Here is a 16,139-nt window from a genome sequence, read left to right as displayed (position 1 = left end):
CCTACACTGTGTCGGTCAGCGTTTTACGTTTTCCCCGGGGGTGCACTGGTTTCGACGGGGGTTGCAAAATCGCTTGGCGCATGCCGAGGGGGCCGCTTTCCTCGTAAATCCAGCAGCAAACTTATAGTTGCCAACGACGACAACTACGCACTGGCCGCTTAAGGCCTAGCCCCGAAATCGCTTGTGTCCGTGCTCGCGACGTAGGGTCATTATCACGGAATCGCCGGTGGTGGCTGCCTGTCAGCCATTGGCTAAATAAAGCAGGCTGGTCCCGGGATGCGCTTCGCACATCGTGCTGTTCCGGGATGAGATCCAACGATGAGCTAAGCATGTAGTGCCGGGGATGGAGTGCCTTCGGACGGCGGTTCGATTCCGCCCACCTCCACCATCTGAACGTTCGCAGCAATTCGCGGACGTACGACAAGGGTCGGATTTTCCTGGATTCCAGGGCAATCCGGCCTTTTTTGTTTGTACCCCCCGCCACCGACAGGACGCCGTTGACGGCACAGCGATGCATCTGCGGTGGGGCTCCGGGATAGGCGCGACCATCGCGGAGCGACCGCGACGGGCAGGCTTCGCAGCTAACCGCGTCGCCCAGCACGTCAGTTCGATGCTGCAAGCGAGCGGATCGGAGTTGCCGCGAGTGGTTACGGGAGCGCCGGTAGCGCACGGCGCAGCAGAAGACTGCAGACGCCCAGCGGTGGGGCATCTGCAATACGTCGAAAGGAAATGGTCCAGCCGCGGATGCCTGCACCCTTGAAGCAGCCCTGAGATTTTACCTACGGCCGCACAGCTGGTAGGGCAAGGATGCGGCAGGCACTGTTAGGAACATGTCCTCGCGGCATGTCGGAACGACGACATGCGCGGGGCGGCATCCAGACTTGCGTTGCGGATCCCACAATGGACGGTGTGTGGCGCTGCGCCGCCCGAAGAAACGCAGCCAGCCCAGGCCGATGCCGGCGACATACCCATCACGCGCGGCCTGTACGGTGACGGCATCGATTGCCACCCTGGTGCGCCATGCAACTGACCCGCGAACAACTGCGCATTCTGCAAGACATCCACGCCACGAAGCCGGTCACCGAAGAAGAGGCGAACTGGGCGGTGCGCGAAAACCATGCCGCGCAAGGCGAAGACGGCGACATCGCGCTCAGCCCGCAGGGCATGCGCCTGATCGACGGCGAAACACCGTAGAGCAGCCACGGCGCCGGCTGGCGCCGGCAACGGCCGCGCGCGGTGGCATGGACGCCATCGGATCGACGGGCGCATCCCGATCTCTGCGGCATGGCCCATGCGCAGTCTTGCCATCGAGGCCATGCTGGCTGTCGCCGACGCTCTGCGCGAAACACGCGCCACTCCAGCACACATGCGAAAGCGGCCGGGCATATTTGCGCCGACCGCTCTTGCCTCACCGATGCCCCGCCCTACCGGCAGACGTCCCGGCAACGCGCGAAGCGACGGTTCACGCCGCCTCGCGCAACAAGCCGCCGATGCCCGCGATCGCGCCGCCGATCGCCTGGGTGCGATGGTCGTCGCCCATCGCCACGCCTTCGGCGCGGACGAACGCGATGTCGGTGATGCCGAAGAAGCCGAATGCCGCGCGCAGGTAGGTCTCCTGGAAATCGTGCGCCGCAGCCGGGCTGCCTGCGCTGTAGATGCCGCCACGCGAGGACGCGACGATCACGCGCTTGCCGCCAGCCAGGCCTTCCGGACCGGCTGCGCCGTAGCGGAAGGTCTTGCCGGCCACGGCGAGGCGGTCGATCCAGGCCTTCAGCGAGCTGGCGATGCCGAAGTTGTACATCGGCGCGCCGACCACGACGACGTCGGCGGCCAGGAACTCTTCCAGCACCTGGCTGTTTTCGATGGCTGCCGGGTCGGCATCGCCGGCCGGCGGCGCCCAGTGGCTCAGCGGCGCGGCGTGCACGTCGCGGTAGGCGACGTCCACGCCCGGATGCGCGGCGACGAACTCGGCGACGATGGCCGCGGTCAGCCCGCGCGAGACGGAATGCGCGCCGAGCGCGCTGCTGTCGATGTGCAGGAGTTTCATGGAGGTTCCTTTGCGTTGGCCGCGGAGCGGCATGGCGGAGACGATACGCGCGAAACAATCGAACGATTAGTCCGCCTGAAGTACACTGATCGTTCGCAACGAGAAACGATGATCCCGACGATGGACGGCGTCCTGCACGACCTCAACGATCTGTATTTCTTCGCCTCGGTGGTCGAACACGGCGGATTTTCCGCCGCCGGGCGGGCGCTGGGCCTGCCCAAGTCGCGGCTGAGCAAGCGCGTCGCCCAGCTCGAGGAGCGGCTCGGCGTGCGCCTGCTGCAGCGGACCACGCGCCGCTTCGTGGTCACCGAGGTCGGCACGCGCTTCTACCAGCATTGCCGCGCGGTGCTGGAAGAAGCGCGCGCCGCGCAGGAGGCGGTCGACGAACTGCGCACCGAACCGCGCGGGGTGGTCCGGGTCAGCTGCCCGGTGTCGCTGGCGCAGAACGTGCTGGGCCCGATCCTGCCGGCGTTCCTGCTCGCACACCCCAAGGTGCAGGTGCGGCTCACCGCGACCAACCGCCGCGTGGACGTGATCGGCGAAGGCTACGACGTGGCGATCCGGGTGCGCGACAAGCTCGATACCGATGCCACCCTGGTGGTGCGCAGCATCGGCCATGCGCGCGGCATGCTGGTGGCCAGCCGCGCGTTCCTGGACGCGCAGGGCCGTCCGCAGACGCTGCAGGAGCTGGCCCGGCTGCCGGCCTTGTCGATGTTCGAACACGAGGGCGCGCAGCTGTGGGAACTGCTCGACGACGACGGCAACAAGACCGCGGTGGAGATGACGCCGCGGCTGGTCAGCGGCGATTTCTCCGTGCTCATGGCCGCGGCCGTACAGGACTGCGGCGTGGCGCTGCTGCCCGAGGAATTCTGCGCCCCGCTGCTCGCCAACGGCATGCTGGAATGGGTGTTGCCGGACTACAGCACCGCCCAGGGCCTGCTGCATTTCGTCTACCCGAGCCGCCGCGGCCTGCTGCCGGCGATCCGCAGCTTCGTCGATTTCCTGGCCGAACGCCTGCCGCAGGCCACGTTCCACCACGACTGCCAGCGGCTGGCGCCCGACCCGAGCCAGGCCGCCAGGCCGCACACCGCCCGCGTCGCCGGCACCGGGCCCGGGCCCGCGGCGGCAGCTGCGCCTATGCCTGTGCGGGAGTAAAGCGCGCGGGTGCGACGCCGGCGCTGCGCCGGCTCACGCCTTGCGCCGATACGGGGCAAGGCGAACCGGCACGCGGCCACGACCGGGGCGACGCCAGCTGCCTCGCGATCTCCCCGCCCTGCCGCACTCACGCAGCCGATGCGGCGGACGGCACAGAATTTGCCTGTTCACTGCGACCCTAACGCAGCGCGATGCCCGCATGCACGCCTTTCTCCCCGTTCCCCAGCGTGTCGTTGCCAAGCCGATAGCGCTCGCCACGCAGAGCGCCGTCCGGCCGTGAGCGCATCGATGCGCCGACACTTCCGGCTCGGCATCATCAAGATCCTGGGGCCGACCACCGCCGCGGTGCTGCTGCTGTTCGGGGCCTATCAGTGGCTCCAGGGCCACGCCTGGAGCGCCGCCGCCGGCGCCACGCTGGCCGGCCTGGCGGCGCTGGCCACCTCGCTGGCCTTGCGCCGCGGCGACGGCCGCATGGACGCGCTGCTGACCCTGAGCTGGTTGCTGGGCAGCGCGCTGGCCAGCCATGCCCTGCACCAGGCCGCGGTGCCGTGGCTGTACCTGGCGATGATGAGCAACTTCTTCGTGGTCGCGCGCGGCGTCGGGCTGGCCTGCAACGCCACCTTGATCGTGATCATGCTGGTCACCCCGGGCACCCTGCTCGGCACCGAGCACACGTTCTCGCTGCTCGCGGTATCGCTGCTGATCACCGGCCTGGGCTACGTGCTGTCGCTGCGCCTGGAGGGCGACCGCGTGCAGCTGGAACAGCTGGCGTCGAACGACGCGCTGACCGGGCTGCCGAACCGGCGCATGCTGGAACGCAGCCTGTCGCAGCGCGTGGCCGATGCGCGCCGCAAGCCGCGCCGGCATGGGCTGATCGTGATCGACATCGATCACTTCAAGGAGGTCAACGATCTCTACGGACACGCCGCCGGCGACCGCACGCTGGCCGAGCTGGCGGCACTGCTGCGCTTCCAGGTGCGCGCGCCGGACGAGGTGTTCCGCTTCGGCGGCGAGGAATTCGTGGTGGTGACGCGCGTGCAGTCGCGCAGCGAGCTGGCCGCCTTCACCAAGCGCCTGCACCAGGTCACGCGCGAGGCCTTGCGCGGCCCCGGCGGCCGCATCAGCGTCTCCCTCGGCGCGGCCATGCTGTGCGGCGAGCAACACTGGCAGGATTGGTTCTCGCGCGCGGACGCGGCGCTGTACCACGCCAAGAACGGCGGCCGCGACACCTACGTGATCGCCGACGACCTGATCGAGGGGTGATCGCTGGCGCCGGTGGTGCGCCAGCGGGCCGCGCTGCCGCCGATGCCTGGGCAAGGGCAGCAGGATCGGCATCGGCCTGCATGGCGATGTTGCCGCCATGCGCGGTCGCACCATCCTCTGCCGCGCAGCTGCCGCGGCATGCCGGCCGCAGCACCCTCGCCTGCCATGCGCTGCTCAGTCGCGCTGGGCGTTTTCGCTACCGCCCAACGCGACTGGGGTCGCGCCGCCAGCGAGAGACCGGCGGCCGTGAACAGCAGCGAGAAAACGCCCTGGCGGTCAGCGCGGAACTGGCGCCGGCGCAGGCGGCGTCGCCAGCGCCACCTCCGGCGGCAGCACCGCATCCTGGCCCCAGCCGCCGAGCGCCTTGTACACCCGCACCACGCCGACGTTGACCGACGCCTCGGCATCGGCCAGGGCATCGTCGGCGGACAGCTTGGTGCGCTGCGTATCGAGCAGGGTCAGGAAATCCTCCGACCCTTCGCGGTAGCGCAATTGCGCCAGCGCTTCGGCACGGCCCGCCGCTTGCGCCTGCTCGGCGACGATCGCCAGCCGCGCCTGCTGTTTGGCGTAGGAGGTCAACGCGTTCTCGGTATCCTCCAGCGCGCCGAGCACCGCCTTCTCGTAGTCGGCGGCGGCACCGTCGGCCTGCGCCTCGCTGGCGCGCAGCCGCGCCCGCACGGTGCCGAAGTCGAACGCCGCCCAGCTGATCGACGGGGTCAGCGACCAGGCCTTGCTGCTGCCCTGCAGCAGCGAGCCGGCATCGCCGGACAGGAAGCCGACGAAGCCGCTGAGGCTGATCCGCGGGAACAGGTCGGCGGTGGCCACGCCGATCCGCGCCGTCGCCGCCGCCAGCCGACGCTCGGCGATGCGCACGTCGGGACGCCGGCGCAGCAACTGGGTGGTATCGCCCAGCGGCAGCGCGCGCGCATAGGCCGGCGTCGCGCGCGGCGCCAGCAGCTCGTCCAGCGCGCCGGGCGGGCGGCCCAGCAGCACCGCCAGCCGATGCCGGGCCTGCGCTTCGCTGACTTCCAGCAACGGGATGTCGGCCTCGATCGCCTTGAGCCGGGCGCGGCTGCTCTGCACGTCCAGTTCGCTGCCGGCGCCCAGTTGCCAGCGGGTCTCGGTCAGGCGCTGGGTATCGCGCAGGTTGTCCAGCGTGGTGCGCGCCACCGCGATGCGCTTCTGCGCGCCGCGCAACTCGAAGTAGTTGCGCGCCACTTCCGCGGCCACGGTAACCTGCGCATCGGCCATGCCGGCCTGTTCGGCTTCCAGGTCGGCGCGCGCCGCCTCGGTGGCGCGGCGCTGGCGCCCGAACAGATCGAGTTCCCAGCCGGCATCGAAGCCCAGGCTGTAGCTCTCGGTCAGCACCCGCGCGCCGCCGGCGTCCGCATCCGGCGCCTTGCCGCGGCTGTAGTCGCCGTTGGCGGTGACGTGCGGCGCCTGGTCCAGGCGCCGTTCGGCGAAGACCGCGCGCGCCTCGTGCACCCGCGACAGAGCGATGCGCAGGTCGAGGTTGGCGACCAGGCTCTGGTGCACCAGCTGTTCCAGCACCGGGTCGTCGAACTGCGCCCACCACGATGCCACCGGCGAGGCGGTCGCGAACACCGGTGCCGCCGCGCCCTGCAGCGTCACCGGCGCCTGTTCCGGGGCGCGGTAGTTGGGGCCGACGCTGGCGCAGGCGCTGAGCAGCGCCAACGCCAGCGCGCCGATCGCGGGACGGATCACCATGGCAGCACCTGGCCCACATGGGTGTAGCTGCCGGTCGGGCCATCGGCGTCGAGCAGCGCCATCATCACGCTGCTGCGCGCGCCGTCGGCCACTTCCAGCTCGCCCTCGCCGGAATTCATGTCGGTCTTCACGTAGCCGGGGTGGATGGTGTTGACCTTGATCGGGGTGTCGCGCAGTTCGTAGGCCAGTTGCACGGTCCACGCGTTCACCGCGCTCTTGGACACGTTGTAGGCCGGCACCTTGAAGTCGTAGATCGGCGAGCCGGGCTGGCTGTGCAGGGCAAGCGAGCCGAGCAGGCTGGACACGTTGACGATGCGCGCGGCGGGCGCGGCGCGCAGCAGCGGCAGGAATGCCTGGGTGACGGCGATCAGGCCGAACACGTTGGTGTCGAAGGTCGTGCGCCAGGTCTCCAGGCTCTGCTGCGAGACCGCCAGCTTCATATCGTCGATCATGATGCCGGCGTTGTTGACCAGGATGTCGAGCCGGCCATGGCGCGCCTGCACCGCCGCCACCGCGGCGGCGATGCTGGCGGCGTCGGTGACATCCAGGGTCAGCGCCTCCACCGGCAAGCCTTCGCCCTGCAGTTCCAGCGCGGCGGCCGTGGTGCGGGTGGAATCGCGGCCGGCCAGCAGCGTGTGCACGCCGGCCTCGGCCAGCTGGCGCACGGTATGCAGGCCGATGCCGCGGGTGGCGCCGGTGACGAGGGCGATCTTGTGGGTCGTGTTCATGCGGATGTCCTGAAAAGGGGGAATGAAAGGATCAAGCGTGGATCGGCGCATCGGCGTGCGGCGGCGCATGCGACACCAGCGGGCGCCCGGACAGCTTGCGCAGGGCGACGTAGAACACCGGGGTCAGGAACAGGCCGAACAGGGTCACACCGAGCATGCCGGCGAACACGGTGATGCCGGTGGCCGAGCGCACTTCCGCGCCGGCGCCATGCGAGAACACCAGCGGCACGGTGCCGGCGATGAACGCGATCGAGGTCATCACGATCGGGCGCAGGCGCAGGCGGCAGGCCTGCAGCGCCGACTCCACGATGCCCTTGCCCTGCAGCTCCAGTTCGCGGGCGAACTCGACGATCAGGATCGCGTTCTTGCACGCCAGGCCCATCAGCACCACCAGGCCGACCTGCACGAACACGTTGTTGTCGCCGCCGGTCAACCACACCCCGAACAGCGCCGACAGCAGCGTCATCGGCACGATCAGGATCACCGCCAGCGGCAGCGTCCAGCTTTCGTACAGCGCGGCGAGCACCAGGAACGCCAGCATCACCGCCAGCGGGAACACCACCATCGCCGCATTGCCCTGGCTCGCCTGCTGATAGCTCAGGTCGGTCCATTCGATCTCCATGCCGTTGGGCAGCACCTGCTTGGCGATCTGGGTGATCTTGGCCATCGCTTCGGCCGAGGACAGCATGCGCGCATCCGCCTCGCCGGCCAGATCGGCCGCCGGATAGCCGTTGTAGCGCAACACCGGATCCGGACCGAAGCTCTGCTTGATCGTCACCATCGAGCCGATCGGCACCATTTCGCCGGCGGCGTTGCGGGTGCGCAACCGCGCGATGTCCTCCACGTTCTCGCGGAACGGCGCGTCGGCCTGGGCGATCACCTGCCAGGTGCGGCCGAACTGGTTGAAGTCGTTGACGTAGGCCGAGCCCAGGTAGGTCTGCAAGGTATCGAACAGATCGGTCAGGGCCACGCCCTGCGCTTTGGCCTTGACCCGGTCGACCTCGGCATCCAGCTGCGGCACGTTGGCCTGGTAGGTGCCGATCGGGAAGCTCATGCCCGGGGTCTGCGCCACCGCGCCCTGCATCGTGCTGACCGCATTCTGCAGCGCGCCGTAGCCCAGGTTGGCGCGGTCCTCGATGAACAGCTGATAGCCGTTGCCGTTGCCCAGGCCGAGGATCGGCGGCGGCATGAACGCGAACGCCATGCCTTCGCCCAACTGCGAGATGCGCTGGTTGATTTCGGCGTTGATCTCCAACGCGCTGCGATGGCGCTTGGCGAACGGCTTCAAGGTCAGGAACACCACGCCGGTATTGGGCGTATTGGTGAACTGCAACGCGTTCAAACCGGGGAAGGAGATCGAGTGCTCGACGCCCTCGGTCTGCATGGCGATGGTGGTGACCTTGCGCAGCAACGCATCGGTGCGTTCCAGCGAGGCGCCTTCGGGCAGCTTCACGCCGGCGATCAGGTACATCTTGTCCTGGGTCGGGATGAAGCCGGCCGGCACCGCCTTGAACATTACGCCGGTGACCAGCAGCAGGCCGAGATAGACCACGAACACCACGCCACGCCTGCCGAGGATGCGCGACACGCTGCCCTGATAGCGCTCGGAGCTGCGGTTGAAGAAACGGTTGAACGGACGGAACAGCCAGCCGCCGAACAGGCGGTCCATCAGCCGCGACGGGCCGTCCTTGGGCGCGTCGTGCGCACGCAGCAGGCGCGCGGCCAGCGCCGGCGACAGGGTCAGCGAGTTGATCGCCGAGATCACCGTGGAGATGGCGATGGTCACCGCGAACTGCTTGTAGAACTGGCCGGTCACGCCGGACAGGAACGCCATCGGCACGAACACCGCGCACAGCACCAGCGCGATCGCCACGATCGGGCCGGACACCTCGCGCATCGCCTGGTGGGCGGCGGCCAGCGGGGCCAGCCCTTCCTCGATGTTGCGTTCCACGTTCTCCACCACCACGATCGCATCGTCCACGACGATGCCGATCGCCAGCACCAGGCCGAACAGGGTCAGCGTGTTGATCGAGAAACCCAGCACGTACAGCGCGGCGAAGGTACCCACCACCGACACCGGGACCGCGATCAACGGAATGATCGAGGCGCGCCAGGTCTGCAGGAACAGGATCACCACCAGCACCACCAGCAGCACCGCTTCCAGCAAGGTGTGCACCACGGCGGTGATCGAGTCGCGCACGAAGATCGTGGTGTCGTAGACCGCCTCGTACTTGACGTCCTCCGGGAACTGCTTGGTGAGCTCGTCCATCTTGGCGATCACCTGGTCGCGGATCTGCAGCGCGTTCGCGCCCGGCGCCTGGAAGATGCCGATGCCGACCGCGTTCTTGCCGTCCAGCTGCGAGCGCAGCGTGTAGTCGCCGGCGCCCAGCTCCAGGCGCGCGACGTCGCCCAGGCGCACGGTTTCGCCATCGGCGCCGACCTTGAGCACGATGTCGCCGAACTCCTGCTCGCTGCGCAGGCGGCCCTGCGCGTTGATCAGGGTCAGGAACTTGCTGTCGGGCATCGGCTCGGCGCCGAGCTGGCCGGCCGAGACCTGCACGTTCTGCTCGCGCATCGCCGCGACCACGTCGCCGGCGGTGAGCCCACGCGCGGCCACCCGCTCCGGGTCCAGCCAGGCGCGCATGGCGTAGTCGCCGCCGCCGAACACCTGCGCATCGCCCACGCCCTGGATCCGCGCCAGCGCATCCTTGACGTGCAGGCGCGCGTAGTTGCGCAGGTACAGGCTGTCGTACTTGCCCTTGGGCGAGGTCAGGTGCACCACCATCAGGAAGGTCGGCGACTGCTTCTGCGTGGTCACGCCCTGCCGGCGCACGTCCTCGGGCAGGCGCGCCTGCGCCTGTGCGACGCGGTTCTGCACCTTGACCGCGGCGTCGTCCGGGTCGGTTCCCGGGCGGAAGGTCACGGTCATCTGCAGCACGCCGTCGGAGCCGGCCACCGACTTGATGTACATCATGTTCTCGACGCCGTTGATCGCTTCCTCCAGCGGCGTGGACACGGTCTCGGCGATGACCTTGGGGTTGGCGCCCGGATACACCGTGCGCACCACCACCGAAGGCGGTACCACTTCGGGGTATTCGCCGATGGGCAGCATCGGGATCGCGATCAGTCCCGCGGCGAAGATGACGATCGACAGCACGGCCGCGAAGATCGGCCGGTCGATGAAGAATCTGGAAAAGTCCATGGGTGGTGGTCCTGGAAACTAAGGTGAAACGGATGGCCGAACAGGAAGGCGGGCAAAGCGGCGGCTACGCCGGGCCACGACGGTGGCCCGGCCGGCAAGCACCGGCCGCCAGCGCGGCCGGTCTACGACGCTGTGCGCGCCTCCGGCGTCAGTCGGAAGCGATCAGTCGAGCGCGACGGCCTTGCGTGCGGCCGCCGGCGACGCCGTGGCCAGGGCCACCGGCTTGGCCTGCACCGGCATGCCCGGCATGAACACTTTCTGCACCCCGTCGACGATGACGCGGTCGCCGGGGTTGAGCCCGCCGAGCACGATGCGCAGGCCTTCGGCGCTGCGTCCCAGCTGCACGTCGCGACGCTGCGCCTTGCCGTCCTTGTCGACGACATAGACATACTTGCGATCCTGGTCGGTCAGCACCGACCGGTCGTCGATCAGCAGCGCGTTGAAGCGGCCGCTGCCGAGCAGGCGCACGCGGGCGAACAGGCCCGGGGTGAAGCTGCGATCGGCGTTGTCGAGCACGGCGCGCACGCGGATGGTGCCGGTGCTGCGGGTGATCTGGTTATCGAGGAAATCGACCTTGCCCGCGTGCGGGAACCCGTCCTCGCCGACCAGGCCGACCTGCACCGGCAACTGCCCGTCGCGCTCGCTGGGCCGCTCGCCCTTGCGCGCCATCTGCGCATAGCGCAGGAAGGTGCCTTCGTCGGCATCGAAATACACATGCACCTTGTCCAGCGACACCAGCGTGGTCAGCACGCTGGCGCTGTCGCCGGCGCTGACCAGATTGCCGGCGGTGACCAGGGCGCGGCCGGCGTGGCCGTCGATCGGCGCGCGGACCTGGGTCCACTCCAGATTCAGGCGCGCGGTGTCCACCGCGGCCTGGGCGGCGAGCACGTCGGCATCGGCCTGTTCGGCGGCGGCGTGGCGCTGCTCCCAGGTCTCGGTGGAGATCGCCTGCTGGTCGGACAGCTTCTTGGCGCGCGACGCCTCGCTGCCGCTGAGCTTGGACTGGGTCCGCGCCCGCGCCAGTTCGGCGTTGGCGCGCGCCAGTTCGGCGCGGTAGCTGCGCGCGTCGATGGTGAACAGCACATCGCCCTTCTTCACCTCCTGCCCTTCGACGTAGTTGACCTTGTCGATGTAGCCGGACACGCGCGGGCGCAGGTCGACGTGTTCGACCGCCTCGACGCGGCCGCTGAACTCGTCCCACTGGCTGATTTCCTTCTGCAGCGCGGGCGCCACGCCGACCGCCGGCGGCGGCGGCGCGCCCTGCTGTTCGGCCTTGCCGCCGCAGGCGGCCAGGGCCACGGCGAGCAGCGCGATGGCCAGCGGGCGCAGGGCACGCGATGGGGAATGGAACGACATCGGAATCGGGTTCATGGAGAAACCTCGTGAGTGGAAGGAGAAAAATGCGGTGCGGTCATCAACGAGGTGCGTGGATGCGCGTAGTGGTGTTTGTCGATGTCGACGATGGCCTGGCCCGGCACGCCGGCGTCGGCGAGCAGCGCCACCGCGGCGCGGCCCACGCTGAGCGTGGTGAACCATTCCGGGCAGTCGTCGGCGCCGGCTTCGCTGCGGCAGACCGGATGGGTCAGCGACAGCAGTTGCACGCGCACGCCCAGCGGCTTGGCTTCTTCGTGCAGGACCTGGGCGAGCATGCGGATCGAGGCCGCGGCCACCGAGCTTTCGCCATGCCCGGCCCAGGCGCGCAACGCGCACGGGCTGCCGAGCAGGATGTAGCGGCCGCCGCGCTCGGCCTGCGCCAGCAGCGGCAGCAGGTGCCGGGCGGCGGCCAGATGCGGCAGCAGGTCGGCTTCCATGCGCCGGCGCAGCGCGGTCACCGGCTGGTCCAGCAGGCGCCCGCAGCGCAGCGGGCTGCCGAGGCTGGCGACCACCCCGGCCAGCGGCCGCGGCCGCTGCGCCACGGCCGCCGCCAGGGCGGCGGCGGTGGCGTCGTTGGCGACCGAGCCCTGCAGCACGTCCAGCGCCGGTTCGTCGCTGTAGCGATCGCGCAGGGCGCGCAACCGGCCGCGGTCGCGCGCCACGGCCACGACCGGACTGCCGGCTTCGAGCAAGGCGCGGACCACGCCCAGACCGATGTTGCCGGTGCCGCCGAGCACCAGCACCTCCGGGTCCAGCGTCCCGCTCACGGGACTTTTACTCCCGCAAACGGGACAATCGAGATCCGACCGAGTCGGCCGCTGCCGCGCTGGCCAAGTTGCATCGAACTGCCGGCCTGGCTGCGCGGCGGCGGGGTGAATTCACGAAATGCCTTGAGGTAACCGGTTTCCAGCGCGTCGATGGGCGTACCATCGACTCGATTCGGGCGACGGACGCCTGCGAGAAACTGGAACAGAGTGCGCAACAGCATGAGCAAATGGCCTGGGTGGCGGCGAATGCGTACAAATTAGGCGCCAAAGCCGCACTTGATTAGTCCGAATTAAGGGGAATAATCGTCCCGTCACCGGTCCAATCGTCTCCACCCCTCAGGAACCCGCCATGACCCACGATCTGAACGACACCCTGATCTTCGTCAAGGTGGTCGAGCAAGGCAGCTTCATCGCCGCGGCAAATGCGCTCGGCCTGCCCAAGACCACCGTCAGCAGAAAGGTGCAGGATCTGGAGGCGCGCCTGGGCGCGCGCCTGCTGCACCGGACCACGCGCCGCCTCGGCCTGACCGAGGCCGGCGCGGTCTATCACGAACATTGCCAGCGCATCGCCCGCGAACTGGAGGAAGCCGAGAGCGCGGTCGGGCAACTGCAGGCCGGCCCGCGCGGCTGGCTGCGCTTCAGCGTGCCCTACTCCGCCGGCATTTCCTGGGTGGCGCCGATCCTGGGCGAATTCCACAAGCAGCATCCGGAAGTGCGCCTGGAAATGGTCATGACCAGCGACAAGGTCGATCCGATCGCCGAAGGCGTGGATGTGGCCCTGCACATGGGCGCGCTGCTGGACTCGACCATGGTCGCGCGCAAGCTGGCCACCTTCCGCACCCAGGTGTTCGCCAGCCCCAACTACATCGAGCGCCACGGCGAGCCGCTGCATCCGGACGACCTGCAACACCACCGCACGCTGGCGCTGAGCAATGGCCGCAACGGCAACAACCGGCTCAGCTGGCCGCTGCGCAACGGCAAGCAGAGCGGCGACTTCGCGATCCAGCCGATCCTGGTCGCCAACGACTCGGCCGCGCTGATCGGCGGGCTGGTCTGCGGCGAAGGCCTGGTGCTGGCCAGCGACGCGACGATCAAGCCGCTGATCGAGGCCGGCAAGGCGCGCCGCGTGCTCGGCGGCTGGGTCGGCCCGGACCTGGATTTCAACGCGGTGTTTCCCGGCGGGCGCATGCTGTCGCCGAAGGTCCGCGCCTTCGTCGATTTCCTGGTCGACAAGCTCAACTTCGACGTCAACTACATGCTGGCGCAGTGCCCGGCCAAGCTGGCCACGCAACACGCCGACAGCGGCGCCGAGTTCACCCTGTGCAGCGGCGTGGCGATGAATACCCAGACCCTGGCGTTGCCGCAGCTGGCCGAACTGCCATCGCTGGAAGAGGCGGAGGCGGAACCTGTGCCGGAACTGGAGGAAGAAGCGCTGGTCTGAGCAGGCAGGCGGGCAACGACCGCGGCCGCTGGCCCCGGTCTTGCGCGCTGCGATCCCGGGACGACCTCGGCACACGCCGGCGCGCCGGTGGCGCACAACGCGAAACGGGCCGCATCCGCGGCCCGTTCGCATTTCCGGCTTGGTGGACGCCGCTCAGGAACGCAGCGGCACCACGCGGATCTCGACCCGGCGGTTCTGCGCACGGCCGGCCTCGGTGCTGTTGTCGGCGATCGGGTACTTCTTGCCCGCACCCAGCGTCTCGATGCGCTCGCGCTGCACGCCCTGCGCGGTCAGGTACGCGGCCACCGAGGCGGCACGCTGCTCGGACAGGCGCTGGTTGACCGCATCGCTGCCGATGCTGTCGGTGTGCCCGACCACTTCGATCATGGTCTGGTTGTATTCGCCCAGGGTCGAGGCCACGCCGTTGAGCGCCGAATAGAACTGCGGCTTCAGCGTGGACTGGTTGAAGTCGAAGGTGATGCCGTCGGGCAGGTTCAGGGTGATGTTGTCGCCGTCGCGGCGCACGTCGATGCCGGTGTTGGCGGTGCGCTCGCGCAGCGCGCGCTCCTGGCGATCCTGGTAGTTGCCGATCGCCGCGCCGCTGAGCGCGCCGATGCCGGCGCCGATCATCGCGTGCTGGCGGCGCTCGGTGGCGCTGCTGCCGCTGAGCAGGCCGGCGGCGACGCCGACCGCGGTGCCGATCAGCGCGCCGCGGCCGGTGCGGTTGTTCTGCTGTTCGGTCGGATTGCCGTATTGGTCGCGCTGCACGTAGGAACCGCCGGTGGCGCAGGCGGACAACACCAGCGCGCTGGCCAGCGCCACGGACATGCCTTGAATGACGGTGCGTTTCATCGCGCTCTCTCCCACATCTGGATTGAAGTGGGAGCAAGCATAAACAAGCGCCTGCGAGACGGGCATGAACGCCGCGCGGGTCGCGCTGCGTCCGCATGCGCCCTGTTCAGGAAACCGGCAGCAGCGCGTCCGCATCCGCTGCGCGCAGCGGATGCTCCCAGTCGCCCATCAGCGCCAGGTACAGCAGCTTCTCGAATTCGGCGCCGATCCGGCGCATCACCGCATCCGGGTCGGGAATCAGCCGCGCGTCGCCGATCAGGCCGAAGTGCACGCGGTGGTTGTAGCTCATGATCGACACACCGACCCCGATCGAACCGGTCTGCGGCACCCAGAACATCATCTCGCGCACGCGGCTGCCGGCCAGATACAGCGGCTGCTGCGGCCCCGGCACGTTGGTCGCCACGGTGGTCGCCTTGCGGCTGAACAGGTCCAGCGCCAGCGACTGCAGCGCCGCCGGCGCCATGCCCACCGCGGCCAGCAGCCCGAACACCACCATCGCCTGCCGCGACTGCTTGAGTTGCTGCATCGATTCGGCCACGCGCTGCACGCGCCGCACCGGATTGGCCTCGCCGACCGGCAGGTCCAGGAACACCAGCCCGAAATGGTTGCCGAGCTTGCGCGCGTGTTCCAGCGGGCGCAGGTTGACCGGCACCGTGGCGCGCAGGGTCACCCCGTCCAGCTGTTCGCCGCGCTCGAGCATGTAGTCGCGCAGGGCGCCGGCCATCGTCGCCATCAACACGTCGTTGACCGTGCAGTCGCAGGCGCGGCCGACCGCCTTCACTTCGTCCAGGTCCAGCGGCGCGGCCCAGGCCACCCGCTTGCTGACCCCCAGCCGCCCGCGCAGCAGCGTCGGCGGATCGTCGGACAGCAGCAACGCATTGGCCAGTTCGCGGCCGATCAGGCCGCCTTCCTTGGCCAGCATCTGCGCCAGGTTCGGGTCCTGGTACATCTCGCGGCCCTTGTCGAGCATGCGCCCGCCCAGTTTCAGGTAGCGGTCGATGGCGCCGACCCGGCGCACCACTTCCTTGCCGTCGTCCTTCAGCCAGGCGCGGCCCAACTGCGCCGACGGTTCCGGCACGCGCTGCATGTCGGTCAGCGACAGCAGCACCTGCACCAGGGCGATGCCGTCGGCGTAGCTGTGGTGGATGCGCGCGACCAGCGCCGAGCCGCCTTCGTAGCGTTCGATCAGATGGAACTGCCACAGCGGCTTGGTCTTGTCCAAGGGCGTGGACGCCATCTGCCCGGCGAAGCGTTCCAGCGCCTTCTTGCCGCCGCGTCCGGGCAGGGCCGACAGGCGCACGTGCCAGTCCAGGTCGAAGTCGTCGTCGTGTTGCCAGTAGGCGCCGGTCGCGGTGTCCACCGGCTTTTGCTGGAAGCGCGGAAACGACAGGAAGCGTTTGCGCACCAACTGCTTGAACTGCGACAGCGACAGCGCCTCGTCGAGCATCAGCACGCCGGTGATCATCATCGGATTGGTCGGCCGCTCCATCCGCAACCAGGCGGTATCCACGCGCGACATCGGTTCGCGCCGCGGCTTGCGGCGGGCTGTGCTGGTGGCCATGCATGCTCCTGTGCCTGGCCG

General features: G+C 69.1%; 13 protein-coding genes and 1 other RNA gene. 5 read left to right on the top strand and 9 right to left on the bottom strand.

Going from position 1 to position 16,139, the window contains the following annotated elements; all coding sequences use genetic code 11:
* The first annotated feature begins 36 nt into the window (after positions 1 to 36).
* Positions 37 to 388: a transfer-messenger RNA gene (gene ssrA / locus AB8810_RS10245) on the top strand.
* Positions 389 to 1,020: 632 nt separating this feature from the next.
* Positions 1,021 to 1,194, top strand: coding sequence for a hypothetical protein (locus tag AB8810_RS10240; protein ID WP_179565175.1), 174 nt, complete (start codon positions 1,021 to 1,023; stop codon positions 1,192 to 1,194).
* Between the two features lie 268 nt (positions 1,195 to 1,462).
* On the opposite strand, the gene AB8810_RS10235 is transcribed toward AB8810_RS10240, so the two are convergent.
* A complete protein-coding gene (locus tag AB8810_RS10235; protein ID WP_369916419.1) occupies positions 1,463 to 2,047 on the bottom strand; it encodes an FMN-dependent NADH-azoreductase in 585 nt (194 codons plus the stop codon).
* Positions 2,048 to 2,155: 108 nt separating this feature from the next.
* Between AB8810_RS10235 and AB8810_RS10230 the strand changes: the two genes are divergently transcribed.
* Together AB8810_RS10230 and AB8810_RS10225 are read left to right on the top strand one after the other, a co-directional pair.
* Positions 2,156 to 3,202, top strand: a complete 1,047-nt coding sequence (locus AB8810_RS10230) for a LysR substrate-binding domain-containing protein (protein ID WP_369916417.1) — start codon at positions 2,156 to 2,158, stop codon at positions 3,200 to 3,202.
* A 288-nt stretch (positions 3,203 to 3,490) separates the two neighbouring features.
* Positions 3,491 to 4,465 carry a GGDEF domain-containing protein gene (locus AB8810_RS10225; RefSeq protein WP_179565177.1) on the top strand — a complete coding sequence of 325 codons (975 nt, stop codon included), beginning with the start codon at positions 3,491 to 3,493 and terminating at the stop codon, positions 4,463 to 4,465.
* 276 nt (positions 4,466 to 4,741) lie between these two features.
* Here the strand turns inward: AB8810_RS10225 and AB8810_RS10220 are convergent, their stop codons facing one another.
* The 6 genes from AB8810_RS10220 to AB8810_RS10195 all read right to left on the bottom strand — a co-directional run bounded on the left by AB8810_RS10220 (position 4,742) and on the right by AB8810_RS10195 (position 12,485).
* Positions 4,742 to 6,193: an efflux transporter outer membrane subunit gene (locus tag AB8810_RS10220; RefSeq protein ID WP_206228834.1), complete on the bottom strand. Its 1,452-nt coding sequence runs from the start codon at positions 6,191 to 6,193 to the stop codon at positions 4,742 to 4,744.
* Positions 6,187 to 6,921, bottom strand: coding sequence for an SDR family oxidoreductase (locus AB8810_RS10215; protein WP_369916416.1), 735 nt, complete (start codon positions 6,919 to 6,921; stop codon positions 6,187 to 6,189). Before AB8810_RS10215 ends, AB8810_RS10220 begins: the two co-directional genes overlap by 7 nt.
* A gap of 31 nt (positions 6,922 to 6,952) precedes the next feature.
* The gene (locus AB8810_RS10210) at positions 6,953 to 10,123 is read right to left on the bottom strand and encodes an efflux RND transporter permease subunit (protein WP_369916415.1); all 3,171 of its coding nucleotides are present in this window, start codon (positions 10,121 to 10,123) and stop codon (positions 6,953 to 6,955) included.
* Positions 10,124 to 10,285: 162 nt separating this feature from the next.
* Positions 10,286 to 11,479, bottom strand: a complete 1,194-nt coding sequence (locus AB8810_RS10205) for an efflux RND transporter periplasmic adaptor subunit (RefSeq protein WP_369916658.1) — start codon at positions 11,477 to 11,479, stop codon at positions 10,286 to 10,288.
* Between the two features lie 11 nt (positions 11,480 to 11,490).
* A complete protein-coding gene (locus AB8810_RS10200) occupies positions 11,491 to 12,264 on the bottom strand; it encodes an SDR family oxidoreductase (RefSeq protein ID WP_179565185.1) in 774 nt (257 codons plus the stop codon).
* A complete protein-coding gene (locus AB8810_RS10195) occupies positions 12,261 to 12,485 on the bottom strand; it encodes a hypothetical protein (protein WP_179565187.1) in 225 nt (74 codons plus the stop codon). Before AB8810_RS10195 ends, AB8810_RS10200 begins: the two co-directional genes overlap by 4 nt.
* A gap of 128 nt (positions 12,486 to 12,613) precedes the next feature.
* Here AB8810_RS10195 and AB8810_RS10190 point away from each other — a divergent pair, with 128 nt between their 5' ends.
* Positions 12,614 to 13,705, top strand: coding sequence for a LysR family transcriptional regulator (locus AB8810_RS10190; RefSeq protein WP_179565189.1), 1,092 nt, complete (start codon positions 12,614 to 12,616; stop codon positions 13,703 to 13,705).
* 153 nt (positions 13,706 to 13,858) lie between these two features.
* On the opposite strand, the gene AB8810_RS10185 is transcribed toward AB8810_RS10190, so the two are convergent.
* Both AB8810_RS10185 and AB8810_RS10180 read right to left on the bottom strand, forming a co-directional pair.
* Positions 13,859 to 14,557 carry an OmpA family protein gene (locus AB8810_RS10185; RefSeq protein ID WP_179565191.1) on the bottom strand — a complete coding sequence of 233 codons (699 nt, stop codon included), beginning with the start codon at positions 14,555 to 14,557 and terminating at the stop codon, positions 13,859 to 13,861.
* Positions 14,558 to 14,663: 106 nt separating this feature from the next.
* A complete protein-coding gene (locus AB8810_RS10180) occupies positions 14,664 to 16,118 on the bottom strand; it encodes a wax ester/triacylglycerol synthase family O-acyltransferase (RefSeq protein WP_179565193.1) in 1,455 nt (484 codons plus the stop codon).
* Between the last annotated feature and the right edge of the window lie 21 nt (positions 16,119 to 16,139).

The organism is Xanthomonas sp. NCPPB 3005 (assembly GCF_041228095.2).
Taxonomy (GTDB): Bacteria; Pseudomonadota; Gammaproteobacteria; order Xanthomonadales; family Xanthomonadaceae; genus Xanthomonas_A; species Xanthomonas_A bonasiae.
The sequence above is the reverse complement of the archived record's forward strand: the minus strand, read 5'-3'. Positions and strand labels throughout refer to the sequence as shown.